Below are 23,437 nucleotides of genomic sequence, written 5' to 3'. Positions count from 1 at the left end.
AAATCGTCCACTTTTGTTACATTTTTTTTCTAACAGGGTCTGCTGGGATACTTAAAATAGGCTGTCTGCCACATCGTCATCACAACAGCAGGCTGAGAGTATCAGTAACGGTTTAAGTGGAGAAAAAATGGTTAAGCGTAAATTGCTGCTTCTAGGTGTCTTACTGTCTCTGGCGGGATCTGCATTCGCAGCGCCATCCGGCATCAAGGCCTATGAAGAACAAGAGTTCATTGCTGATTTCACGAAGTTCAAAATTGGCGACACCGCACCTGCGCAGTATCAAACGCCCGAGTACACCATCAAACAGTACCAGTTGCGTAACCTCCCGGCACCGGATGCCGGTACACACTGGACCTATATGGGCGAGAATTACGTCCTGATCGGTGATGCTGATGGCAAGATCTACAAAGCCTATAACGGAGATATCTTCTATCATCGCTGATTCGATCCTGATTCGCCCGTGGCAGGAGAGCGATCGCCCTTTCCTGCGCACGCTCTATCTCCACGCCCGGCGTGAAGCCTGGCCGTGGCTGGACAATTCACAGTGGCAGCTTGAAGACTTTGATGCAGCAACCCGCGACGAAGTGATTTGGGTCGCCGTGCAGAACGGTCATCGCCTGGGTTTTGCTTCAGTCTGGACGAACGATAATTTCCTGCACAACCTGTTTGTTGACCCGCAGTATCAGAGCCTTGGAGTCGGACACTTGCTTCTGGAGCAGGTGCAGAAGACGTTTACCAGCACAGGTTCGCTTAAGTGTCTGGAGAAAAATTCGCGGGCTATTGCGTTTTACCAGCGACACGGCTGGCACATTGAGTCGAAGGGAATTTCTCCGGACGGAGAGTACTATCTGATGCATTACCGGCTTGGGTAAAGTCAGGTGGCGCTACGCTTACCTGACCTACAAAACCGTATTCCGTAGGCCGGGTAAGGCGAAGCCGCCACCCGGCAATTCGGAGCTGGGAACTTACACCGCGCGGAACGCGATTTCACCCGGTATCACTTCACCCTGCCAGTAGAGCTGCGCTGCAACGCGCCCCGCCAGCTGGCGATACATCTCAGCAAATTCGCTGTCCGGACGGCTGACGACCGTCGGTTTTCCGCTGTCGAGATCCTCACGCAGAGTAATATGCAGCGGCATCTGGCCGAGCAGTTGGGTGTGATATTTCGCGGCCAGTTTTTCTGCCCCACCCGTACCAAATATCGGTTCATGGTGACCGCAGTTGCTGCAGATATGCATGCTCATGTTTTCAACAATACCAAGCACCGGCACTTCCACTTTCTCGAACATCACGATGCCTTTTTTGGCGTCAATCAGCGCGATATCTTGCGGCGTGGTCACCACAACCGCTCCCGTGACTGGAATGTTTTGCGCCAGCGTGAGCTGAATATCACCGGTGCCCGGCGGCATGTCCAGCACCAGATAATCCAGATCCGGCCACATCGTCTCCTGCAGCATCTGCATCAGCGCTTTGCTGGCCATCGGGCCACGCCAGACCATGGCGTTATCATCGGTGACCAGATACCCAATGGAGTTGGTCGCCAGACCATGAGCCATGATGGGGGCCATGTGAGTGCCATCCGGCGAGGTTGGACGCTGGTTTTCCGCCCCCAGCATGTTTGGAATAGAAGGCCCGTAGATATCGGCATCAAGAATACCGACCTTTGCCCCTTCTGCCGCCAGCGCCAGCGCCAGGTTAACCGCGGTGGAGGATTTACCTACCCCGCCTTTGCCTGAACTCACGGCAATAATATTTTTCACACCGTTCACGCCCGGCTGGTTTTTCACCCGCTTCAGGGTAGCGATGCTGTGGGTCAGCTTCCAGTCAATCGCTTTTGCACCGGTAATGCGCAGCAGTTCAGAGCTGGTTTGCTCTTTCAACGCGTCAAATGCGCTGGTCCAGACGAACGGCATCTGCAACTCAATGTGCAGGGTATCGTCCAGCCAGGCGACGTGGTGCAACGCTTTCAGCGTCGTAAGATTATGTTTCAGGGTTGGATGCTGAAAGTTAGCCAGCGTCCCGGCGACCATTGCTCGTAAGGCTTCCGGTGATTTGGCCTGGGATTGAGAACTCATCCCGACTCCTTTGTTCTTGTGAATAAGACCTTAGATGAACAAGTTTACCTGAAAGGCCGTGGTTTGTGCTTACTTAATAATGCCCCTTTTGGTAATATCAAAAACCCTTTTCACAGTTAAAAGAAGTAATGCCTACTATGACTCAAGTCGCGAAGAAAATTCTGGTAACGTGCGCACTGCCGTACGCCAACGGCTCAATCCACCTCGGCCACATGCTGGAGCATATCCAGGCTGATGTCTGGGTCCGTTACCAGCGAATGCGCGGCCACGAGGTTAATTTCATCTGTGCGGACGATGCCCACGGCACGCCTATCATGCTGAAAGCTCAGCAACTGGGGATTTCTCCTGAGCAGATGATTGCCGAAATGAGTCAGGAGCATCAGACTGATTTTGCTGGCTTTGACATCAGCTACGACAACTATCACTCCACGCACAGCGACGAAAACCGTGAGCTGTCGGAGCTGATCTACACGCGTCTGAAAGAGAACGGTTTTATCAAAAACCGCACCATCTCCCAGCTGTACGATCCGGAAAAAGGCATGTTCCTGCCGGACCGTTTCGTCAAAGGCACCTGTCCGAAATGTAAATCCCCGGACCAGTACGGCGATAACTGCGAAGTGTGCGGCGCGACCTACAGCCCGACCGAGCTTATCGAGCCGAAATCCGTGGTGTCTGGCGCAACACCTGTGATGCGTGACTCCGAGCACTTCTTCTTCGACCTGCCATCCTTCAGCGAAATGCTGCAGGCGTGGACCCGAAGCGGCGCGCTGCAGGAGCAGGTAGCGAACAAGATGCAGGAGTGGTTCGAGTCCGGTCTGCAACAGTGGGATATCTCCCGCGATGCACCGTACTTTGGTTTCGAAATTCCGAATGCACCGGGTAAATATTTCTACGTCTGGCTGGACGCGCCAATCGGCTACATGGGCTCCTTCAAGAACCTGTGCGACAAGCGTGGCGATACCGTCAGCTTCGACGAATACTGGAAGAAAGATTCCACAGCCGAGCTGTATCACTTCATCGGTAAAGACATCGTCTACTTCCACAGTCTGTTCTGGCCAGCAATGCTGGAAGGCAGCAACTTCCGCAAGCCGACCAATTTGTTCGTACACGGCTACGTGACGGTAAACGGCGCGAAGATGTCCAAGTCCCGCGGGACGTTCATCAAAGCCAGCACCTGGCTGAACCACTTCGATGCGGACAGCCTGCGCTACTACTACACGGCAAAACTCTCTTCCCGCATCGACGATATCGACCTGAACCTGGAAGATTTCGTGCAGCGCGTGAACGCGGACATCGTCAACAAAGTGGTGAACCTGGCATCCCGTAACGCGGGCTTTATCGCCAAGCGTTTTGACGGCGTGATGGCAGCCGAACTGGCTGACCCAGCCCTGTACAAAACCTTCACCGATGCTGCAGCCACTATTGGCGAAGCGTGGGAAGCGCGTGAGTTCGGTAAAGCCGTGCGTGAAATTATGGCGCTGGCAGACCTGGCTAACCGCTATGTGGACGAGCAGGCTCCGTGGGTGGTGGCGAAACAGGAAGGCCGTGATGCCGATCTGCAGGCCATCTGCTCCATGGGTATCAACCTGTTCCGCGTGCTGATGACGTACCTGAAGCCAGTTCTGCCACAGCTTGCTGCACGTGCAGAAACGTTCCTGAACACTGAACTGACCTGGGATGCGATTGCTCAGCCGCTGCTCAGCCATAAAGTGAACACCTTCAAGGCGCTGTATAACCGCATTGAAATGAAACAGGTTGAAGCCCTGGTTGAAGCCTCTAAAGAAGAAGTGAAAGCCGCTGCGGCTCCAGTCACCGGCCCGCTGGCTGACGACCCGATTCAGGACACCATCACTTTTGATGACTTCGCGAAAGTTGATCTGCGCGTGGCGCTGATTGAAAACGCGGAGTTTGTGGATGGCTCCGATAAACTGCTGCGTCTGACGCTGGATCTGGGCGGCGAGAAACGTAACGTCTTCTCGGGTATTCGTTCTGCGTATCCAGACCCGCAGGTGCTGATTGGCCGCCAGACGGTCATGGTGGCTAACCTGGCACCACGCAAAATGCGCTTTGGTATTTCTGAAGGCATGGTGATGGCCGCAGGCCCTGGCGGGAAAGATATCTTCCTGTTAAGTCCTGACGAAGGCGCGAAGCCTGGTCAGCAGGTGAAATAACAAAAAAGCCGGAGATTAACTCCGGCTTTTTTTATGGCTTCGCGCTGTGTATGCGATTCGTCAGCCCGCGCAAGAAATAGCGCATAAACTGGTCTCCGCACTCGCGATAGTTCTTATGGTCCGGGGCACGCATCATGGCGGTGATCTCTGGCATCGAGACGCGGAATTTCTGCTCGGTCATGATCGCCAGGATGTCGTCAGTCTTCAGTGAAAACGCAATACGCAGCTTTTTCAGCACCGTATTGTTGTTTACGCGACGCTCCAGCGCCAGCTCTGGCGCAGACTCATCTTTACCGCGCTTGTCATAGATCAGACCGTTCAGGAAGCCAGACAGGATAATGTCCGGGCAGCGGACAAACCCCTCTTCGTCTTCTTTGGTCATCCAGGTATCGAAACCGGCCGACGTGGACTCCATGTCGGAGAGCGCAAGAATGCGCACCATGTCGTTATTATTCGCTTTCAGGGTGTAGCGCAGGCTACGGAGTATATCGTTACTGAGCATAGAGCCTTCGAATGTCGATGATGCAATGGCGCGCAGTGTACCAGCTTTACAGGCCAATCGCCTCTTTCAAACTCTTCAGGTAGCGACGGCTAACCGGCACCGTTTGCCCGGCGCGCAGCACCAGCTCTGCCTGACCGTTGTCTTCCAGGCGGATCTCTTTCAGGTGCGCCATATTGACCAGATACTGGCGATGGCAGCGAATGAGCGGCGTGCGGCTCTCCAGCGTCCGCAAGGTCAACTCGGTAAACCCTTCATTTCCTTCCGCACTGGTGACAAATACGCCGCTCAGGCGGCTGCTGACAAATGCCACATCATCCATCTGCAAAAGATAAATCCGGCTGTGTCCGGTGCAGGGGATAAACTTCAGCGGCTGCTGGTTCTCGGGCAACAGCGTGACATCCTGAACGGTACGCTCCTGGCGTAATCGGGTCAGGGTCTTTTCCAGCCGCTTCTCTTCAATTGGCTTGAGTAAATAATCAAACGCGTGCTCCTCAAAGGCTTTAACGGCATATTCGTCGAATGCGGTTAAAAACACGATGTAGGGACGATGCTCCGGATCGAGCATCCCGACCATCTCCAGCCCGCTGATTCGGGGCATCTGAATGTCGAGGAACAGCACGTCCGGGCGCAGTTTGTGGACAGCACCGATAGCCTCAATGGCGTTCGCACACTCACCCACAATCTCAATATCAGGCTGCTCCTGCAGCAGAACGCGCAGGTTTTCCCGTGCCAGCGGCTCGTCATCCACAATCAGCACTCTTAACATGCGTTTTCCTCCAGCGGCAGTCGTACGGTAATTCGGGTAAATCGATCGGGCTCACAGGCGACGGTGATGCCGCAGTCATCGCCAAAATGGGCACGCAGACGTTTATCTACCAGACTCATCCCTAAACCCCCTGTAGCGGAAGGCTGGTAAAGCCCGGCGTTATCTTCGATATCGAGCACCAGATGATGATTAAAACGGCTGGCGGAAATAGTGACCTCCCCGATACCCAGAAGCTGTGAGGTACCGTGTTTGATGGCATTTTCTACAATAGGCTGCAGGGTAAAAGCAGGAAGATGTTGATGGGCCAGTTCATCCGGGACGGAGAGCGACACCTGCAGGCGCGACTGGAAACGTGCCTGCTCAATCTGTAGATAAGCATTAACGTGCTCAATCTCATCGGCCAGGGTCACGATCTCAGAAGGACGCTTCAGGTTCTTACGGAAAAAGGTCGACAGAAACTGCACCAGCTGTGCGGCCTGATCGCTGTCGCGCCGAATGACCGCTTTGAGCGTATTAAGGGCATTAAACAGGAAGTGCGGGTTCACCTGAGCATGCAGGAGTTTGATCTCTGACTGGGTCAGCAACGCCTTCTGGCGCTCATATTGCCCGGCGAGAATCTGTGCGGAAAGCAACTGGGCGATCCCCTCCCCCAGCGTGCGGTTGATTGAACTGAACAGACGATTTTTCGCTTCATACAGTTTGATGGTACCCATCACTCTCTGGTTTTCTCCGCGCAACGGAATGACCAGCGTAGAACCCAGTTTGCACTGCGGATGCAGCGAACAGCGATAAGGCACTTCGTTACCGTCGGCATAAACCACTTCGCCGGTTTCAATGGCGCGCAACGTATAGGCAGAGGAGATGGGTTTACCAGGCAAATGGTGATCGTCTCCGGTACCAGTAAAGGCCAGCAGCCGCTCACGGTCGGTTATTGCCACGGCACCGATATCCAGCTCTTTATAGAGAACCAGCGCAACCTTCATGCTGTTTTCTTCGTTAAAGCCCTGACGCAGTATCCCTTCCGTCGAAGCGGCAACTTTAAGTGCTGTTGCTGAAAACGCCGAGGTGTACTTCTCAAACATGGCACGTTTATCGAGCAAAATACGCATAAACAGCGCCGCCCCCACGGTGTTGGTCACCATCATCGGGGCAGCAATACTGTTCACCAGATGAAGTGCATCCTCAAACGGGCGGGCGATCAGCAAAATGATCGCCATCTGTGCCATTTCGGCAACAAAGGTAATCGCACCTGCGGTCAGTGGGCTGAAGACTTTATCCGGACGGCCACGTTTGATCAGATAGCTATGCACCAGGCCACCGAGCAGCCCTTCTACGATCGTGGAGATCATGCAACTGAGTGCCGTCATCCCGCCCATGGAATAGCGATGCAGGCCCCCCGTTAAACCGACAAGACCACCGACGACGGGACCGCCAAGCAATCCCCCCATCACCGCGCCAATAGCGCGCGTATTAGCAATAGAATCTTCGATATGGAGGCCAAACCAGGTCCCCATAATGCAGAATATGGAAAATACCACGTAGCAGAGGAATTTGTGCGGCAGGCGGACGGTGACTTGCATCAGCGGAATAAACAGGCGCGTTTTACTCATCAGCCAGGCAATGACAAGGAACACGCACATCTGCTGAAGCAACAGCAGCACCAGATTAAACTCGTACATACTCAAAACCGCACACGCTAAAAACGCGTAACATACACTGATGAGGGGTTACTTTCTTTGAAGCACCCCAAAAAAGCGCAAAATCGTGTCCGTTATCACACCTTTTTCTGAATATCGCGCATGCTTCGCATTGTTTGTTCAAAAATCAATCAATTCTTCCTGGTTCGGCAAAGTGGGTCTACATTTAAACTGGGAAAGCGTGAGCCAGGGGGCGAATATGGCGCTTTACACAATAGGTGAAGTAGCACTCCTTTGTGATATCAATCCCGTTACTCTACGGGCGTGGCAACGGCGGTATGGATTACTCAAGCCGCAAAGAACAGATGGCGGACATCGCCTTTTCAACGATGCCGATATCGACCGGATCCGTGAGATTAAAAGCTGGATCGACAACGGTGTGCAGGTTGGCAAAGTAAAGTCTCTGCTTTGCCAGGACGATCCTGACACACAACACCTCTGGCGCGAACAACAGGAAACCCTGCTAAGACTTCTGCAGGCAGGCAACCTGCAGCGCCTGCGCGCATGGATAAAAGAGCAAGGGCGCGATTATCCAGCGCAAACACTGATCACACATCTTTTCATTCCGCTTCGCCGTCGTCTGCAGTGCCAGCAGTCCACCCTGCAGGCGCTGCTCAGTATGCTTGATGGTGTGCTTATCAACTACATCGCCGTCTGCCTTGCCTCCGCGAAGAACAAGGCCGGGAAAGATGCGCTGGTGGTCGGCTGGAACGTACACGATACAACCCGCCTGTGGCTGGAAGCCTGGATTGCGACGCAAAAGGGCTGGCGCGTGGATGTCCTTGCGCATTCGCTGGCGCAGCTGCGGCCCGAATTTTTCGATGGTCAGACTCTGCTGGTCTGGTGTGGCGAAGTGCCATCCGCCTCGCAGCAACAGCTGCTGACGGAATGGCGTGAACATGGTTACCCGGTTTACTCACTTGGCCCGGATGAACCGTAACGGCATTTAATGGTTCATTAACAGCTGCGCTTCACCGTATAATTGTTCCGTTAACAACAGGAGCAGATGATGAAGGCAACCAAACTGGCCATTATTACCCTTTTTGTCCTGATGGCCGTGAGCGGTATCGGCGGCGTGATGCTGGCAGGATACTCGTTTATTGTTCGCGGCGGTGTCGGCTGAGGTGCAGCGCCAGCCGCTCAAAAACGCGATCGACGACGATAGCCGCCAGCGCGACCAGCACCGCCCCCTGAACAATATAGGCCGTATTAAACCCGCTTAAGCCGATGATTATCGGCGTTCCCAGCGTATTGGCTCCGACCGTCGACGCAATTGTTGCCGTTCCGATGTTGATAATGACCGACGTGCGGATCCCGGCAATAATAACGGGCGCCGCTAATGGCAATTCAACCTTACGTAGCTGCTGCCCGCGATTCATTCCCATCCCTTCAGCCACACTCAATACAGATGCAGGTACTGCCGCGATACCCGCCAGCGTGCCCTGCAGAATGGGCAATACGCCATATAAAATCAGCGCAATAATTGCCGGTTGCTGACCAAAGCCCATCACCGGAACCGCAATCGCCAGCACCGCCACCGGCGGAAACGTCTGACCAATGGCCGCTATCGTCTCAACCAGCGGACGAAATTCCCGGCCTGCTGGCCGTGTCACCGCAATGCCCGCCCCCACTCCCAGCACAACAGCGATAGCGCTTGAGAGGGCCACCAGCCAGAGATGTGCCAAAGCAAGATTAATAAAGCTCTCCTGCTGATAGACCGGTCGTGGCAGCCCGGGAAAAAGGGTGCTGAACAGCGCCGCGCTGTGTGGCATCAGAAACAGTAAGGCGACAAAGATGACTACCAGCCAGAGAAGCGGATCACGCAGTGTCTTCACGTATCACCTCCCCGGCCAGCAGATCGCGAAAATGCAAAGCACCACACGGCGCACCGCGGGCGTCCGCAACAGGTAGCACCTCACACTGACCCGCAACAAACGCGGAGAGCGCATCCCGCAGGCTCATCTGCTCCTGCAACGGTTCACCACCCACCGGCGCATCTTCCCGACGCATATAGTCGCTGACCGTCCGCAGGGAGAGCAGCCTGACCCCCAGTTCACTACGGCCAAAAAACTCACGCACAAAATCACTTTTCGGATGGCTTAACAGTTCGAGCGGGGTCCCCTGCTGAACCACTTCGCCGTGATCCATCAGCACCAGATGGTCGGCCAGGCGCAGGGCTTCATCAATATCGTGCGTCACGAGAACGATCGTGCGTCCGAGAATGCGGTGAATACGGGTCATTTCCGCCTGCAGCGCCCCGCGCGTGACCGGGTCAAGCGCACCAAAGGGTTCATCCATCAACAATACCTGTGGGTTGGCCGCCAGGGCGCGCGCCACCCCCACCCGCTGCTGCTGTCCCCCGGAAAGCTGGTGCGGATAGCGGTCACGTAGTGCGGGCTCTAACCCCAGCAGAGACATCAGTTCATCAACCCTGTCAGCTATTTTTGCCCGCGACCACTTCTCCAGTTGCAGTACGGTGGCAATGTTCTGCGCCACTGTCCAGTGAGGAAACAGGCCTATCGACTGAATGGCATATCCCATCCGGCGACGCAATTCCAGCACCGGAAGGCTGCGGATCTCCTCTCCGGCAAAGCGGATCAAACCGCTATCATGCTCAACCAGACGATTGATCATCTTCAGGGTGGTAGATTTTCCCGAGCCCGAGGTACCTATCAGCACGGAAAACGCACCCTCGGCAAAGTTCAGGTTCAGATGGCTTGCCGCCGGGCGTCCCGCAAAAGTTTTACTGACATCGTGAAATTCAATCATTGGCTCTTCTCCTGAGCAGCGCGAGCCATAAGGCAAACAGCGCGTCGACAACAACCGCCAGCGCAATCGTAGGAACCACGCCTAATAACACCAGATCCAGGGCACTACTCAGCAGCCCCTGGAATACCAGCGCGCCGAAACCGCCCGCCCCAATCAGCGCCGCAATGACCGCCATGCCAACGGTCTGAACCGCCACTACCCGCAGGCTACGCAGCAGCAGGGGCAGTGCCAGCGGAAGCTGTATCTGCCAGAAACATTGTCGCGTGCTCATCCCCATCGCATGGGCGCTTTCCAGCACATCCGGGGCGACCTGGCTTAAGCCCGCGACTACACCACGCACCAGCGGCAACAGTGCATACAACACCAGCGCAATCAGAGCGGGGGTTAATCCCGTACCGGCGATACCTATTGTTCCCAACACAGGAAATGACTTCACCAGCCCGGCCAGAGGGGCAATCAGCAGACCAAACAGCGCAACGGAAGGGATAGTTTGGATAACGTTCAGCACGGCAAAAACGCCCCCCTGACGTGAAGGGTGACGATAGCACCACATGCCCAACGGGATCCCGAGCAGGAGAGCCGGGAAGAGCGTACCGAAGAGAATGGTCAGATGTTGCGTCAGGGCATCATCAAATACCTCCTGACGGTTGGCGTACTCCTTTAACAGCGAGAGATTGTTCAGCTCGCCGCTAAACAGCAGGAGCAATGGAATAACCCATATCTGCGCATTAAGTACCCAGCGCCAGACGGACGCAGAGATGAGGCGACGTATAGCATCGCTGCAGGCGAGCAGGCACAACGCCAGCCACAGCCACAGGCCGCTCCCCACAGTCGTTCTTGCCAGCGGACTTTCCGCCGAAGCCATATGTGTTGCCGCAAGCCCGGCTCCCCAGAAAAGGGTGATAAAAAGCCCTTCAGAGAGCAGCAACGTCAACCATTGTGCTGTACGACCTTGCCAGAGCGATAGCGCAACCCACGCCCCCGGTGCCACCGCAAGCAACCACGGTGTAAACGACCAGACTTCCCAGAGAGAACGCCCCTCCCCCGACATCAGGCGATTAGGGGCGACATTCACAAACGGTAACGCGACCGCTGCGATGGTCACACAGGCCAACAGCAGCAGGACGCGGTTATGACATTTTATTGGCACAGCCTTTTCCCGTTACTTCACAAGCCCTTGTTGTTTCAGGAAGTCGGCGGCCACTTTTTTGGCATCCAGCCCCTCGACGGCAATACTGGCATTCAGCTGTTGCAGCGTTTTTTCATCCAGTTTTTCGAAAACAGGTTTGAGCCAGTCGGCAATCTCCGGGTAGGCTTTCAGCACTGCCTCACGTACCACCGGCGTCGGGGCATAAATCGGCTGCACACCTTTTGGATCGGTCAGGGTTTGAAGGCCAAGTGCCGCGACCGGGCCGTCGGTACCGTAGGCCATTGCCGCGTTAACACCCGAAGTTTGCTGTGCTGCGGCTTTGATGGTCACCGCCGTATCGCCACCTGCCAGAGAGAGCAGTTGCGCCTGGTCAAGCTTGAAATCATAGGCTTTTTCGAATGCAGGCAGCGCATCAGGACGCTCGATAAACTCTGCCGACGCGGCAAGCTTAAAGTCGCCCTTCTCTTTCAGGTAGCGGCTGAGATCGGCCAGGCTTGTCAGCTTCCCTTTCTCCGCCACGTCTTTACGCACGGCGATAGTCCAGGTGTTGTTGGCCGGAGCCGGGGTCAGCCAGACCAGCTTGTTCTGTTCAGCATCGAGCTTTTTGACTTTGTCATATCCGGCTTTGGCGTTTTTCCATGCCGGATCGTTTTCATCTTTGAAGAAGAATGCGCCATTGCCGGTGTATTCCGGGTAGATATCCAGCTCACCGGAGGTAATCGCGCCTCGCACGACAGGCGTAGTGCCCAACTGGACTTTATTGACGGTTTTGACGCCGTGGCTTTCGAGCACCTGCAAAATGATATTGCCGAGCAGCGCGCCTTCGGTATCAATCTTTGAGCCCACTTTTACTGGCTCCGCCGCCTGTAGGGGCAGACTTATTGCCGCCAGCAACACCGCAGATCCCAACATCCCCTTTGCAATCGTCATTCCGCTATCCTCATATTTTTTGCTGCCTTTTTCAGAGGCTTGAGAGAAAAGCGTAGCTTAAAACGGCGTGATTAACCGTCAAAATGCCTTTTTAGCATAAGATAAGACGCATCCCCCGCGAACGGGGGATGCAAAGGAAGGAAAAGTTACAGCAGTTCGAACTCGCCTTTATTCACCCGGGCAGAATCCACGCCGATAAACACGTTGAATTTGCCAGGCTCAGCATCGTATTTCATCTGCTGATTCCAGAACTTCAGCGCGTCCACGTCAATTGGGAAGCTGATGGTTTTGGTTTCACCCGGTTTCAGGTTGACCTTTTCAAAGCCACGCAGTTGCTTCACCGGACGACTCATGGAGGCCGTCACATCCTGGACGTACATCTGGATCACCGTAGCCCCTTCGCGCTTACCGGTGTTTGTCACCTCAACGCTGGCTGTCACTTTACCGTCACGCTTCAGGCTCGGGGACGACATTTTTACGTCAGAGACCTTGAAGGTGGTGTAGCTCAGGCCATAACCAAACGGATACAGCGGGCCGTTAGCTTCGTCGAAGTAACGAGACGTGTACTTGTTCGGTTTGTCGGCGTTGTACGGACGACCGGTGTTAAGGTGGCTGTAGTAGACCGGGATCTGACCAACGGAGCGCGGGAAGGACATCGGCAATTTGCCTGACGGGTTGTAATCGCCAAACAGTACGTCGGCAATCGCATTACCGCCTTCGGTACCGGCGAACCAGGTTTCCAGAATCGCGTCAGCCTGCTGGTCTTCTTTCACCAGCGCCAGCGGACGACCGTTCATCAGCACCAACACCAGCGGCTTGCCGGTCGCTTTAAGAGCAGCGATCAAATCGCGCTGGCTTTGCGGAATGGTGATATCGGTACGGCTGGAAGCTTCATGCGCCATCCCCTGAGCTTCTCCCACAACCGCCACAACGACATCAGACTGTTTTGCCGTTTTAACCGCTTCGTCGATCATCTCTTTCGGCGTACGCGGGTCAACCTTCACCGCTTCCTCATACTGGTTGAGGAAGGTCACGATGTCTTTATCGTTAGTGACGTTAGCCCCTTTGGCATAGACCACCCTGGCGTTTTCACCGACAGCGTTCTTAATACCCGTCAGCACGGTCACGGACTGGTCAGCGACGCCCGCCGCGGACCAACTCCCCATCACATCGCGCTTGCTGTCGGCCAGCGGACCGACCACGGCAATGGTACCGGATTTTTTCAACGGCAGTGTGTCGAGGCGGTTCTTCAGCAGTACCAGGCTTTCACGCGCGACTTCACGCGCTTCTTTACGATGCAGGCGGCTTTCGGCGTTGGTATCTACCGGGTCAGAGTCTTTCGGCCCCAGGTGACTGTACGGATCGTTAAACAGCCCCATGTCATATTTCACGTTCAGCACATGACGCGTGGCATCGTCCAGCTCCGCCATCGTTACCTTGCCGCTCTTCACCAGCCCCGGCAGGTATTTGCTGTAGTACTCGTCGCTCATGCTCATGTTAATGCCGGACTTGAGCGCCACGCGCACGGCATCTTCCGGATCGGATGCGGTACCGTGTTTGATCAGTTCTTTAATGGCGCCGTGGTCAGAAACGGTGATGCCCTTAAAGCCCCACTGGTCGCGCAATACGTCTTTCAGCAGCCAGGAATCAGACGTCGCAGGCGTGCCGTTCAGCGAGTTGAGCGCCACCATCACCGCACCGCTGCCCGCGTCCAGACCTGCCTTGTACGGCGGCATATAGTCGTTGAACAGGCGCTGCGGGCTCATGTCAACGGTGTTGTACTCTTTGCCGCCCTCCACTGCACCGTAAGCGGCGAAATGCTTAACGCTGGTCATGACAGAGTAACGGTCTGCCGGGCTTTTGCCCTGCATCGCTTCCACCATGGTTTTGCCCATCGTGGCGGTTAAATAAGTATCTTCACCAAAGCCTTCGGACGCACGGCCCCAGCGCGGATCGCGGGAGACGTCGACCATCGGTGCCCAGGTCATATTCAGGCCATCATCTGCCGCTTCATACGCGGAAACTCGCCCCACGGTTTTCACCGCGTCGAGGTTAAAGGAGGAGGCTAAACCAAGGCTGATGGGGAAGACGGTGCGCTGACCGTGCAGCACGTCATAGGCGAAGAACAGCGGTATTTTCAGGCGACTGAGTTCCATCACCTGATCCTGCATTTTACGGATATCCTGGCGGGTAACGGTGTTAAAAATCGCCCCGACCTGACTATCCTTAATCATTTCACGGATGGCCTCTTTCGGGTTATCCGGGCCAACGCTGATAAGACGCAACTGGCCGATTTTCTCATCGACCGTCATTTTCTTGAGCAATTCCGTCACAAACGCGTCCCGGGCTTCAGGCGTAAGCGGATGATTGCCAAACAAATCCTCTGCCAGCGCGGGTTGCAGCGCCAGACTGACGGCAACACCTACAGAACATAGCCATTTCATGTTGTTATACTCTCTCATCAATAACCGCCGGAAGATCTCGGCCAAACCGTGCGAAAGGCGCAGTGTGCCACAAACCCTCTGAACGTTGCAGGGTTATTCTCTGATTTTTCTCGTGAATACTCGACCGCTTAACAGTTAATCGCGCTATGCTTTATTGCGAGAAATTTGCCCCACCACAAGGAGTGGAAGATGTCTTCTGTTCAAACTCACAATAACACGACGTTTATCAACGAACTGTCGCGCCTGGTTGGCTCCTCTCACCTGCTTACCGACCCGGCCAAAACCGCCCGCTACCGTAAGGGGTTTCGCTCCGGTCAGGGCGAGGCGCTGGCGGTGGTTTTCCCCGGCACGCTGCTGGAGCTATGGCGCGTGCTGAGCGTCTGCGTCGCCGCAGACAAGATTATATTAATGCAGGCGGCAAACACCGGCCTGACCGAAGGCTCAACGCCGAACGGCAACGATTACGATCGTGACATTGTCATCATCAGCACCCTGCGCCTCGACAAATTACACCTTCTGGATAAAGGTGAGCAGGTGCTCGCCTTCCCTGGTACAACGCTCTACTCTCTGGAAAAAGCACTTAAGCCGCTGGGTCGTGAGCCGCACTCGGTGATCGGTTCCTCCTGCATTGGCGCCTCGGTGGTCGGTGGGATCTGCAACAACTCCGGCGGTTCGCTGGTGCAGCGTGGTCCCGCTTATACCGAAATGTCGCTTTTTGCCCGTATTGACGAAAACGGCAAACTGACACTGGTTAACCATCTGGGGATTGATCTGGGCGTTACGCCGGAACAAATCCTCAGCAAACTTGACGACGATCGCGTTAAAGATGAAGACGTTCAGCACGATGGCCGTCATGCACACGATCACGATTACGTTACCCGCGTACGGGATATCGAAGCCGATACGCCAGCCCGTTACAACGCCGATCCGGATCGCCTGTTTGAATCTTCTGGCTGCGCGGGCAAGCTGGCGGTTTTTGCGGTACGCCTCGACACATTTCCGGCAGAGAAAAAACAACAGGTGTTTTACATCGGCACCAATCAGCCTGAGGTTCTGACCGAGATCCGTCGCCATATTCTGGGTGAATTCACGCACCTTCCCGTGGCGGGCGAATATATGCACCGGGATATTTACGACATTGCCGAGCGCTACGGCAAAGACACCTTCCTGATGATCGACAAGCTCGGCACCGAAAAAATGCCGTTCTTCTTCACCATGAAGGGCCGCACCGATGCGATGCTGGAGAAAGTGTCGCTGTTTAAACCTCACTTCACTGACCGCTTTATGCAGAAGTTAGGCAACGTCTTCCCGGCACATTTACCGGAGCGGATGAAAACCTGGCGCGACAAATATGAACACCATTTGCTGCTGAAAATGGCCGGTGACGGGATTACCGAGGCGCAGACCTGGTTGAGCGAATTCTTCAAAACTGCCGACGGGGATTTTTTTGCCTGTACTCCTGAAGAAGGTAGCAAAGCTTTCCTGCACCGTTTTGCCGCTGCGGGTGCCGCCATCCGTTATCAGGCGGTGCATTCAGAAGAGGTGGAAGATATTCTGGCACTGGATATCGCCCTGCGACGCAACGATACCGAGTGGTTTGAACACCTGCCGCCGGAGATCGACAGCAATCTGGTACACAAGCTCTATTATGGCCACTTTATGTGCTACGTCTTCCATCAGGATTACATCGTTAAAAAAGGGGTCGATGCGCACGAACTGAAAGAGCAGATGCTCACTCTGTTGCGTGAACGTGGCGCACAATATCCTGCGGAACACAACGTCGGTCATCTTTATAAAGCCCCTGACGCACTTAAGCAGTTTTATCGCCAGAATGATCCTACAAACAGCATGAATCCCGGTATCGGTAAAACAACGCGGAAGAAATACTGGAAAGAGAGTGCTGACACGGAATAGCAGATTACGCAAGCTTCTGATTAATTCCTACAGCCAAATTTGAGAGATTGTTAAGCGCTCCTTAATCGTAATAGAGTAACTGTCTGACGCCGGAGAAACGTTTCTCCGGCATTCTATAACGAGGAGCAGGCACATCATGTCGGCTGTTGATGTTTTATCCGAAACCGAACTGGAAGTGCGTGATGCCCTTCCCGATGATGTGCATGCCATCGCGGCCATCTATGCCTGGCATGTACTTCACGGGCGTGCGTCATTTGAAGAAGTTCCCCCCACCATTGACGAAATGCGTCAACGTATGAAAGGTGTGGCAGAGAACGGTTTACCGTGGCTTATCGCTCTTTATCGTGGCATCGTTGTGGGCTATTGCTATGCCACACCTTACCGCCCGCGACACGCCTATCGCTATACTCTGGAAGAGTCAATTTACGTGGATGCCAGCACCACCGGACGCGGTTTTGGCTCTGCATTAATGAGTGCGCTGATTGCGCGCTGCGAACAAGGTCCATGGCGTCAGATGATTGCCGTTGTGGGGGATGGCAGTAATAATCCCGGCTCGTTACGGCTGCACAAAAAACACGGCTTTGAGATTGTCGGTCAGTTGCGCAGCGTGGGATACAAGAAAGGCGACTGGCGGGATACGGTGATTATGCAGCGTCCACTCAACGATGGGGACTGGACGCTGCCGGAATAAAAACAAAACGGTAACCTGAGTTACCGTTTTTAGTGTTTTCTCCCTCGCCCTGTGGGAGAGGGTCGGGGTGAGGGCATCAGCGCGCAGAGGCGGCTCAGTCGTTTTGCGCGGTCGCCATCTGTTCAGCTTTCTGCTTTTTATAGGTCAATGCCGCAGCCGGAACAGGCTGCACTTTCCCCGTTTCAATCCAGGTACGCAGTCGGCTTGCATCCGCGAAGTGGGTGTATTTGCCGAAGGCATCCATCACCACCAGCGCTACCGGTTTGCCGTTAAAAACAGTACGCATGACCAGACAGTGTCCCGCCGCATTGGTAAAACCGGTTTTCGTTAACTGGATGTTCCAGTTATCCCGGTAAACCAGATGGTTAGTATTACGGAACGGCAGTGTATAGGCCGGGTTCGCAAACGTCGCCGTCTCTTCACGGGTGGTACTGAGCTGACCAATCAGCGGGTACTGTTTGCTGGCGATCAGCAGTTTTGTCAGATCGCGGGCGGTGGAGACGTTGTTAATCGACAGACCTGTCGGTTCAACATAATGCGTATTGTTCATCCCCAGCGATTTGGCTTTCGCATTCATCGCACGAATAAATGCGTCGTAGCCGCCCGGATAGTGGTGGGCGAGGCTCGCCGCAGCGCGGTTTTCAGATGACATCAGCGCCAGCAGCAGCATATTTTTACGGCTGATTTCACTGTTCAGTCGCACGCGGGAATAAATCCCTTTCATCTCCGGCGTGTGGCTAATATCCACTTTCAGTTTTTCGTCCAGCGGCAGATGTGCATCAAGCACCACCATCGCGGTCATTAATTTGGTAATGGAGGCAATCGGGCGCACCAGGTCCGGATGGCTGGCGTAAATGACCTTATTGGTGTTGAGATCAACAATCATCGCGCTGCCGGAAGCAATTTGCGGCTGGGCAGCAGCGGCGGTCACCGCGGGCGTTTTGGCGATGGCTGGCACGGCAGCGGACGCCCCCAGCAACAGTGCCAGGCTAAGTAAAGAGACTCGGAATTTCAGCATGGTGAGACTTCTGATAATTATTCACGCACGTAATGACGTACACCGCCTGTGTCGACGGTAAACACAGGCTGGCTTCGGCATCATAGCCGTCACCGCGCTTTGTCGCCAGCGGATAATCGTGAGCAGATGCTGCATTGCTGGCATTTACGCCAGCAATGCAGTGAACTTAGAAGAGACGGTATCCATAACCCCAAAGAATTACCGTCAGCGCCAGTAACGCCTCCAGCACCAGCACACCGATAGCGAGTGTTGAACTGGAGAAGCTCAGGCCCTCTTCTTTATTGATATTCAGGAAGGTTGGAACCCCCAGATACAGCAAATAACCGGTGTAAAAGAGGGCAATGGTACCGATCAGCGCGCACAACCAGACCAGTGGATAGAGCGCAACAATACCGCTTAAGAACAGCGGGGTCGCGACATATCCGGCGAAGACCATACAGTGCGCCAGCGATGGACGTTGCGGGTAGTTACGCGCCATCCAGTGAATGACACGCCCCATGACGGCAACACCAGCCAGCATCAGGCCATAAAAGATGATGGCCAGATAAAGCCCGGTAAACCATGAAAGCTGAACTACGGTGCCATCCCCGAAGTTCCAGCCGATTTGAGTTGTTCCGATAAAGGCGCATATTACCGGCACCGCTGCCATCAGCAACACATGGTGCGTGTAATGATGCGAGACGGTTTCATTCTCACTTTTGATGACGTGCATTTCACGATCGGGATGGGAGAAAAGTCCCCAGACATGGTTCATAGAGCCCCCTTGTTGTCGGTCCGTCAGTGATACTTTAAGTATAATGCAGGCTTTAGATTATTTTATGTACAGCAGGAAATTTCCGTTGATTTCCCCGCTGTTGATTCATGGGGTATATGATTAACGGAGGTATGCCGAGGGAGATGACGTTTACGTAATGGATATCAACAATCTTATTGAGCAATATGGATACGCCGCGCTGGTTGTTGGCAGCGTGGCAGAAGGCGAAACCATCACATTGCTCGGCGGCGTCGCCGCGCATCAGGGGTTACTGAAATTCCCGCTGGTCGTCGCCGCCGTCGCCCTGGGGGGGATGATTGGCGACCAGCTGCTCTACTTTCTGGGGCTGCGCTTTGGGCCAGGGCTACTTAAGCGTTTCAAAAAGCATCAGAAGAAAATTCGACGCGCTCAGCGGCTCATTCAACGTCATCCCTATCTGTTCGTCATTGGCACACGCTTTATGTACGGCTTTCGAATTATCGGCCCGATACTGATAGGTGCCAGCCATCTGCCTCCGAAAATTTTCCTGCCGCTCAATATTCTTGGCGCGATTGCCTGGGCGCTGATCTTTACGACGCTCGGTTACGTCGGTGGCGAAGTGATTGGTCCATGGCTGCATAACCTTGACCAGCACCTGAAGCACTGGGCGTGGTTAATTCTGGTGGTTATCGCGGTGATTGCAGTACGGCTGTGGCTCAAGCATCGCGAGAAAACTCGCGATGAGGATTGATAACCCTTTCAGCTATGATGATAACCGCCACCCAGTGCCGACGTCAGCTGCAACGTGGCGTCGATATACTGACCTTTCAGCATCAACCCGGCGAGGTGTTCTTTGAGTGCCGGTATTCTGGCTTCACTGACCCGTGAACCCGCGATGATACCCGCATTAAAACGTGCCTGCGCCAGGGCCACAACCCGCGCCGCATCATTTTCGACCTGCAGCTGTTGGCGATTTTTCGCCATCAGGGTTTCGACTTCACTGGCTGTACGTGCCACCTGATTAACCGCCTCCACCACCGCTTTGTTGTAACTGGCGACCGAGAGATTATTTTGCGCCTGGGCGATATCAAGGTTCGCATTCAGTCTACCGCTGTCGAAAATCGGCAGTGTCAGCCCCGCTGTCACCCCCATCTGCTGCGCTGAAGAACGGAACAGGTCGCTCAGGTGGAGCGCATCCTGCTGTAAGAATGCCATCAGATTCACATCAGGATAAAAAGCCGCTCTGGCCGCCTCCACCTCGCTCATGGAGGCTTCGATATACCAGTGTGCCTCCTGAAGATCCGGTCGACGCGCCAGCAGTTCATACCCCAGCGTTGACGGTAGAGAGGCATCGACCGTCGGCAGCGCATGCCGCGAAAGCGTCACAGAGGAGGAATTCGTTAGCGCAACCAGACGCGCCTCAACGGCTTTCATCTTCCCGTTAACTTCTGCCAGGTTCTCTTCGGTTTTGCTGGCATTGATATCCGTTTCGACCCCTTCCACAGAAGAGGTGATCCCGTGCTGATACAATTCGAGGTCTGCGCCAATAATATTGTCCTGTTCATGTTTGATCTGGACGAGGACATCCTGCACTGCGGCCTGAGTTTGCCACTCCCAGTAGAGCCGGGCCACGCTGCTGGCCAGCAGTTGTCGGGTTTGCTCCAGCTCCGCTTTTTGCGCATTCAATCGGCCTATACGGGCTTCAACCTGCGCGCGATTTTTCCCCCACAGATCGAGATCCCAGCCCGCGGTCAGCCCAAAGGTGCCGTTGGTGTACCACGGCCCGGTAGTACCTGCCGCCGGGTCGGTAATCGCAAAGGGTCCCATGAGCCCTTCAGCAGACATTTTCTGGCGTTCTGCATCAGCTGAAAAATCAATTTGCGGACCGTCGGCAGCCATTGTGGCTTTTGCCTGAGCCTCGGCAAGCGTAATACGCTGGCGGGCGATTTGCATATCCGGGGCGTCATTCAGCGCTTTGGCAATCAGCGAATTAAGCTCAGGATCGTTATAGTCTTTCCACCACTCATTTTTCGGCCATGCTGAAGGATGGAGTGTTGTATTAACCGACGCTGTTACTGATTGCGTATTCAGGGGAGAGACCGTGGTATGTTCCGGCGCGCAGGCCACCAGAATAAAAGCAAGGGGGAGACTCAGAGATAAAATAAGAAAACGTTTCATTACGCCACACACTCAAAAAATAAAGGCGAAAATTACGCTTAATGCTGTTTATTTTTTTAGGAATGCGTGGCAATGGGGACATTGTTATACATTTACATAATTGGAAAAATATTCACTAAATGAATTAATTATATATTCATATTTATTATTTTGATTGAATAACCCGCGCAATATCACCAGACGTTTGTAGTGTGCGGATCTCCTGAAACAGCCCCAACGCCTCGCTATATTCTTTGCGCAAATAACTCAGCCACTGTTTAATTCGCGCGACATGATATAGCCCGGTGTCACCCTGTTTTTCCAGACGACTGTATTTTTGCAGCAGCGTGACGACGTCTGCCCACGGCATTCGCGGTTCGTTATATTTTACCACCCGGCTGAGGTTAGGTACGTTAAGCGCGCCGCGGCCGATCATCACCGCATTGCAGCCTGTCTCTTTCAGACATGCCTGCGCGCTCTCGTAATCCCAGATTTCACCGTTGGCGATAACAGGAATAGTCAGCCTTTTACGGATCTCACCGATCGCCTGCCAGTTAATACGCTCGGCTTTGTAGCCATCTTCTTTGGTGCGACCATGCACCACCAGCTCCGTGGCACCGGCCTGCTGTACAGCATCGGCAATTTCAAACTGCCTGGCGTCGCTGTCCCAGCCCAGACGCACCTTTACCGTCACCGGCAAATGCGCAGGCACAGCTTCACGCATCGCCTTCGCACCGCGGTAAATGAGTTCTGGATCTTTCAGCAGTGTCGCCCCACCGCCGCTGCCGTTCACCAGCTTCGACGGACAGCCGCAGTTGAGATCCACCCCGTAGGAGCCCAGCTCAACCGCCCGGGCGGCGTTTTCCGCCAGCCATTCGGGGTACTGGCCGAGCAGCTGAATACGTACCAGCGTGCCGGAGGAGGTACGGCTCTGGTTGTGCAGCTCGGGGCAAAGTCGGTAGAAGGATTTTACTGGCAACAACATATCGACCACGCGCAGAAACTCCGTCACGCAGAGATCGTAGTCGTTCACCTCGGTCAGAAGCTCGCGCACGAGAGAGTCGAGCACGCCTTCCATTGGGGCCAGTAAAACACGCATATCAGTACCTGTGAAAAAAGACGCGCTATAGTATCTGCTCTGTATGTATGTGGAAAGCCCGACGTTCCATTCTGGAATGTCTGGTATGCTCAAAATTCATGATGTGATCCATGGCACATTTTCAGGTTTAATTGTATGATGAATGCGTTTCAGCAAGGACTTTCTTCATGAGCAAATCATTGAACATTATCTGGCAATATCTGCGTGCATTCGTCCTGATTTATGCCTGCCTGTATGCCGGGATTTTCATCGCGTCGCTGCTGCCCATCACGATCCCCGGTAGCATTATCGGTATGCTAATCCTGTTTGTTTTACTGGCGTTGCAAATTCTACCCGCTAAGTGGGTCAACCCTGGCTGCTTCGTCCTTATTCGCTATATGGCGCTGCTTTTCGTGCCTATTGGCGTCGGGGTCATGCAGTATTTTGATTTGCTTAAAGCCCAGTTCGGCCCGATCGTTGTCTCCTGTGCGGTCAGTACGTTGGTGGTTTTCCTGGTCGTGAGCTGGAGCTCTCATCTGGTGCATGGCGAACGTAAAGTTGTCGGGGAGAAAACAAAAAAATGATAGCCAATATCTGGTGGTCGCTACCGTTAACGCTGGTGGTGTTCTTCGCCGCACGCAAACTTGCCGCACGTTTCAAAATGCCGCTGCTGAATCCACTGCTGGTGGCCATGGTGGTGATTATTCCATTCCTGCTTCTCACCGGCATTCCTTACGAACGCTATTTTGCCGGCAGCAAAATTTTGAATGATTTGCTACAGCCCGCCGTTGTGGCACTCGCCTTTCCTTTATATGAGCAACTTCACCAGATCCGCGCTCGCTGGAAGTCCATCATTACGATCTGCTTTGTGGGTAGCCTGGTGGCAATGATCACCGGGACGTCGGTAGCGCTGTTGATGGGAGCGTCCCCACAAATCGCGGCCTCCATCCTGCCAAAATCTGTCACCACGCCAATTGCGATGGCGGTGGGCGGTAGCCTTGGAGGGATTCCAGCCATCAGCGCCATGTGTGTGATTTTCGTTGGTATTTTGGGTGCTGTGTTTGGACATACTCTGCTCAATGGCATGCGCATTCATACCAAAGCTGCGCGGGGCCTGGCAATGGGGACCGCATCGCACGCACTGGGGACAGCCCGCTGTGCAGAACTGGATTATCAGGAAGGGGCGTTTAGCTCACTGGCGCTGGTCATCTGCGGGATCATCACCTCCCTGCTGGCCCCGTTCATTTTCCCGCTGATTCTGGCGGTAATGGGCTAAAATTTGCGATGCGTCGCGCAAATTTCATTTTGATTTCATAAGTTGCATACATATTGAGAGCTGGAT

General features: G+C 54.3%; 23 protein-coding genes. 10 read left to right on the top strand and 13 right to left on the bottom strand.

Features of this window, described 5'->3' with window-relative positions:
- Positions 1-127 precede the first annotated feature (127 nt).
- Together WB237_RS01835 and WB237_RS01830 are read left to right on the top strand one after the other, a co-directional pair.
- Complete coding sequence (locus WB237_RS01835; RefSeq protein ID WP_316943753.1) at positions 128-442, top strand: RcnB family protein; 315 nt, start codon at positions 128-130, stop codon at positions 440-442.
- Complete coding sequence (locus WB237_RS01830; RefSeq protein WP_336209730.1) at positions 393-872, top strand: GNAT family N-acetyltransferase; 480 nt, start codon at positions 393-395, stop codon at positions 870-872. Before WB237_RS01835 ends, WB237_RS01830 begins: the two co-directional genes overlap by 50 nt.
- A gap of 93 nt (positions 873-965) precedes the next feature.
- On the opposite strand, the gene apbC is transcribed toward WB237_RS01830, so the two are convergent.
- Positions 966-2,075 carry an iron-sulfur cluster carrier protein ApbC gene (apbC, locus tag WB237_RS01825; protein ID WP_114977730.1) on the bottom strand — a complete coding sequence of 370 codons (1,110 nt, stop codon included), beginning with the start codon at positions 2,073-2,075 and terminating at the stop codon, positions 966-968.
- Positions 2,076-2,212: 137 nt separating this feature from the next.
- On the opposite strand from apbC, the gene metG reads away from it, so the two are divergent.
- Positions 2,213-4,246, top strand: a complete 2,034-nt coding sequence (gene metG, locus WB237_RS01820; protein WP_336209727.1) for a methionine--tRNA ligase — start codon at positions 2,213-2,215, stop codon at positions 4,244-4,246.
- A gap of 31 nt (positions 4,247-4,277) precedes the next feature.
- On the opposite strand, the gene WB237_RS01815 is transcribed toward metG, so the two are convergent.
- Genes WB237_RS01815 through WB237_RS01805 form a run of 3 tightly spaced genes read right to left on the bottom strand, consistent with a single transcriptional unit; the run spans position 4,278 to position 7,193 of the window.
- Positions 4,278-4,748 carry a DUF1456 family protein gene (locus tag WB237_RS01815; protein WP_028016328.1) on the bottom strand — a complete coding sequence of 157 codons (471 nt, stop codon included), beginning with the start codon at positions 4,746-4,748 and terminating at the stop codon, positions 4,278-4,280.
- Between the two features lie 46 nt (positions 4,749-4,794).
- On the bottom strand, positions 4,795-5,514 hold the full coding sequence (btsR, locus tag WB237_RS01810) for a two-component system response regulator BtsR (protein ID WP_024908144.1): 720 nt from the start codon (positions 5,512-5,514) through the stop codon (positions 4,795-4,797).
- The gene (locus tag WB237_RS01805) at positions 5,508-7,193 is read right to left on the bottom strand and encodes a sensor histidine kinase (RefSeq protein ID WP_336209723.1); all 1,686 of its coding nucleotides are present in this window, start codon (positions 7,191-7,193) and stop codon (positions 5,508-5,510) included. Before WB237_RS01805 ends, btsR begins: the two co-directional genes overlap by 7 nt.
- 217 nt (positions 7,194-7,410) lie before the next feature.
- Between WB237_RS01805 and mlrA the strand changes: the two genes are divergently transcribed.
- The gene (mlrA, locus tag WB237_RS01800; RefSeq protein ID WP_049008217.1) at positions 7,411-8,151 is read left to right on the top strand and encodes an HTH-type transcriptional regulator MlrA; all 741 of its coding nucleotides are present in this window, start codon (positions 7,411-7,413) and stop codon (positions 8,149-8,151) included.
- 69 nt (positions 8,152-8,220) lie between these two features.
- Positions 8,221-8,334: a protein YohO gene (locus WB237_RS01795; protein WP_008500895.1), complete on the top strand. Its 114-nt coding sequence runs from the start codon at positions 8,221-8,223 to the stop codon at positions 8,332-8,334.
- On the opposite strand, the gene WB237_RS01790 is transcribed toward WB237_RS01795, so the two are convergent.
- From WB237_RS01790 to bglX, 5 genes are all read right to left on the bottom strand, one after another.
- Positions 8,309-9,046 carry an ABC transporter permease gene (locus WB237_RS01790; RefSeq protein ID WP_336209722.1) on the bottom strand — a complete coding sequence of 246 codons (738 nt, stop codon included), beginning with the start codon at positions 9,044-9,046 and terminating at the stop codon, positions 8,309-8,311. The two genes, WB237_RS01795 and WB237_RS01790, sit on opposite strands and share 26 nt — an antisense overlap.
- Positions 9,030-9,980 (bottom strand): ABC transporter ATP-binding protein, encoded by a 951-nt coding sequence (locus WB237_RS01785; RefSeq protein ID WP_236921210.1) that lies wholly within the window; start codon positions 9,978-9,980, stop codon positions 9,030-9,032. Before WB237_RS01785 ends, WB237_RS01790 begins: the two co-directional genes overlap by 17 nt.
- Positions 9,973-11,130 carry an ABC transporter permease gene (locus WB237_RS01780; protein ID WP_108090790.1) on the bottom strand — a complete coding sequence of 386 codons (1,158 nt, stop codon included), beginning with the start codon at positions 11,128-11,130 and terminating at the stop codon, positions 9,973-9,975. Before WB237_RS01780 ends, WB237_RS01785 begins: the two co-directional genes overlap by 8 nt.
- A 12-nt stretch (positions 11,131-11,142) precedes the next feature.
- Positions 11,143-12,060 (bottom strand): glycine betaine ABC transporter substrate-binding protein OsmF, encoded by a 918-nt coding sequence (gene osmF / locus WB237_RS01775; RefSeq protein WP_336209718.1) that lies wholly within the window; start codon positions 12,058-12,060, stop codon positions 11,143-11,145.
- Positions 12,061-12,206: 146 nt separating this feature from the next.
- Positions 12,207-14,504 carry a beta-glucosidase BglX gene (bglX, locus tag WB237_RS01770; RefSeq protein ID WP_236921213.1) on the bottom strand — a complete coding sequence of 766 codons (2,298 nt, stop codon included), beginning with the start codon at positions 14,502-14,504 and terminating at the stop codon, positions 12,207-12,209.
- A gap of 189 nt (positions 14,505-14,693) precedes the next feature.
- On the opposite strand from bglX, the gene dld reads away from it, so the two are divergent.
- Positions 14,694-16,418, top strand: coding sequence for a D-lactate dehydrogenase (dld, locus tag WB237_RS01765; protein ID WP_336209716.1), 1,725 nt, complete (start codon positions 14,694-14,696; stop codon positions 16,416-16,418).
- A gap of 136 nt (positions 16,419-16,554) precedes the next feature.
- Positions 16,555-17,109 carry a GNAT family N-acetyltransferase gene (locus WB237_RS01760; protein WP_028016320.1) on the top strand — a complete coding sequence of 185 codons (555 nt, stop codon included), beginning with the start codon at positions 16,555-16,557 and terminating at the stop codon, positions 17,107-17,109.
- 94 nt (positions 17,110-17,203) lie between these two features.
- Here the strand turns inward: WB237_RS01760 and pbpG are convergent, their stop codons facing one another.
- Positions 17,204-18,127 (bottom strand): D-alanyl-D-alanine endopeptidase, encoded by a 924-nt coding sequence (gene pbpG / locus WB237_RS01755; RefSeq protein WP_028016319.1) that lies wholly within the window; start codon positions 18,125-18,127, stop codon positions 17,204-17,206.
- A gap of 166 nt (positions 18,128-18,293) precedes the next feature.
- A complete protein-coding gene (locus WB237_RS01750; protein ID WP_008500904.1) occupies positions 18,294-18,881 on the bottom strand; it encodes a Yip1 family protein in 588 nt (195 codons plus the stop codon).
- A 157-nt stretch (positions 18,882-19,038) separates the two neighbouring features.
- Between WB237_RS01750 and WB237_RS01745 the strand changes: the two genes are divergently transcribed.
- Positions 19,039-19,611, top strand: coding sequence for a DedA family protein (locus WB237_RS01745; protein WP_336209713.1), 573 nt, complete (start codon positions 19,039-19,041; stop codon positions 19,609-19,611).
- Positions 19,612-19,619: 8 nt separating this feature from the next.
- Here WB237_RS01745 and mdtQ read toward each other — a convergent pair whose 3' ends face one another.
- Together mdtQ and dusC are read right to left on the bottom strand one after the other, a co-directional pair.
- Positions 19,620-21,038, bottom strand: a complete 1,419-nt coding sequence (mdtQ, locus tag WB237_RS01740; protein ID WP_336209711.1) for a multidrug resistance outer membrane protein MdtQ — start codon at positions 21,036-21,038, stop codon at positions 19,620-19,622.
- 145 nt (positions 21,039-21,183) lie between these two features.
- Positions 21,184-22,116 carry a tRNA dihydrouridine(16) synthase DusC gene (gene dusC / locus WB237_RS01735; protein WP_049008206.1) on the bottom strand — a complete coding sequence of 311 codons (933 nt, stop codon included), beginning with the start codon at positions 22,114-22,116 and terminating at the stop codon, positions 21,184-21,186.
- 167 nt (positions 22,117-22,283) lie between these two features.
- On the opposite strand from dusC, the gene WB237_RS01730 reads away from it, so the two are divergent.
- On the top strand, positions 22,284-22,679 hold the full coding sequence (locus tag WB237_RS01730; protein WP_049008205.1) for a CidA/LrgA family protein: 396 nt from the start codon (positions 22,284-22,286) through the stop codon (positions 22,677-22,679).
- Positions 22,676-23,371: a CidB/LrgB family autolysis modulator gene (locus tag WB237_RS01725; protein ID WP_128347441.1), complete on the top strand. Its 696-nt coding sequence runs from the start codon at positions 22,676-22,678 to the stop codon at positions 23,369-23,371. The genes WB237_RS01730 and WB237_RS01725 overlap by 4 nt, the downstream gene beginning before the upstream one ends.
- The last annotated feature ends 66 nt before the right edge of the window (positions 23,372-23,437 follow it).

It is taken from the genome of Enterobacter sp. P82 (genome assembly GCF_037053385.1).
Taxonomy (GTDB): Bacteria; Pseudomonadota; Gammaproteobacteria; order Enterobacterales; family Enterobacteriaceae; genus Enterobacter.
This window is presented reverse-complemented; position numbering and strand designations above follow the sequence as displayed.

What these genes read in the sequence shown, in the direction of transcription:
- WB237_RS01835 (WP_316943753.1), top strand. Translation starts at nt 128, where the DNA reads ATGGTTAAGCGTAAATTGCTGCTTCTAGGTGTCTTACTGTCTCTGGCG.
- WB237_RS01830 (WP_336209730.1), top strand. Translation starts at nt 393, where the DNA reads ATGGCAAGATCTACAAAGCCTATAACGGAGATATCTTCTATCATCGCT.
- apbC (WP_114977730.1), bottom strand. Translation starts at nt 2,075, where the DNA reads ATGAGTTCTCAATCCCAGGCCAAATCACCGGAAGCCTTACGAGCAATG.
- metG (WP_336209727.1), top strand. Translation starts at nt 2,213, where the DNA reads ATGACTCAAGTCGCGAAGAAAATTCTGGTAACGTGCGCACTGCCGTAC.
- WB237_RS01815 (WP_028016328.1), bottom strand. Translation starts at nt 4,748, where the DNA reads ATGCTCAGTAACGATATACTCCGTAGCCTGCGCTACACCCTGAAAGCG.
- btsR (WP_024908144.1), bottom strand. Translation starts at nt 5,514, where the DNA reads ATGTTAAGAGTGCTGATTGTGGATGACGAGCCGCTGGCACGGGAAAAC.
- WB237_RS01805 (WP_336209723.1), bottom strand. Translation starts at nt 7,193, where the DNA reads ATGTACGAGTTTAATCTGGTGCTGCTGTTGCTTCAGCAGATGTGCGTG.
- mlrA (WP_049008217.1), top strand. Translation starts at nt 7,411, where the DNA reads ATGGCGCTTTACACAATAGGTGAAGTAGCACTCCTTTGTGATATCAAT.
- WB237_RS01795 (WP_008500895.1), top strand. Translation starts at nt 8,221, where the DNA reads ATGAAGGCAACCAAACTGGCCATTATTACCCTTTTTGTCCTGATGGCC.
- WB237_RS01785 (WP_236921210.1), bottom strand. Translation starts at nt 9,980, where the DNA reads ATGATTGAATTTCACGATGTCAGTAAAACTTTTGCGGGACGCCCGGCG.
- osmF (WP_336209718.1), bottom strand. Translation starts at nt 12,060, where the DNA reads ATGACGATTGCAAAGGGGATGTTGGGATCTGCGGTGTTGCTGGCGGCA.
- bglX (WP_236921213.1), bottom strand. Translation starts at nt 14,504, where the DNA reads ATGAAATGGCTATGTTCTGTAGGTGTTGCCGTCAGTCTGGCGCTGCAA.
- dld (WP_336209716.1), top strand. Translation starts at nt 14,694, where the DNA reads ATGTCTTCTGTTCAAACTCACAATAACACGACGTTTATCAACGAACTG.
- WB237_RS01760 (WP_028016320.1), top strand. Translation starts at nt 16,555, where the DNA reads ATGTCGGCTGTTGATGTTTTATCCGAAACCGAACTGGAAGTGCGTGAT.
- pbpG (WP_028016319.1), bottom strand. Translation starts at nt 18,127, where the DNA reads ATGCTGAAATTCCGAGTCTCTTTACTTAGCCTGGCACTGTTGCTGGGG.
- WB237_RS01750 (WP_008500904.1), bottom strand. Translation starts at nt 18,881, where the DNA reads ATGAACCATGTCTGGGGACTTTTCTCCCATCCCGATCGTGAAATGCAC.
- WB237_RS01745 (WP_336209713.1), top strand. Translation starts at nt 19,039, where the DNA reads ATGGATATCAACAATCTTATTGAGCAATATGGATACGCCGCGCTGGTT.
- mdtQ (WP_336209711.1), bottom strand. Translation starts at nt 21,038, where the DNA reads ATGAAACGTTTTCTTATTTTATCTCTGAGTCTCCCCCTTGCTTTTATT.
- dusC (WP_049008206.1), bottom strand. Translation starts at nt 22,116, where the DNA reads ATGCGTGTTTTACTGGCCCCAATGGAAGGCGTGCTCGACTCTCTCGTG.
- WB237_RS01730 (WP_049008205.1), top strand. Translation starts at nt 22,284, where the DNA reads ATGAGCAAATCATTGAACATTATCTGGCAATATCTGCGTGCATTCGTC.
- WB237_RS01725 (WP_128347441.1), top strand. Translation starts at nt 22,676, where the DNA reads ATGATAGCCAATATCTGGTGGTCGCTACCGTTAACGCTGGTGGTGTTC.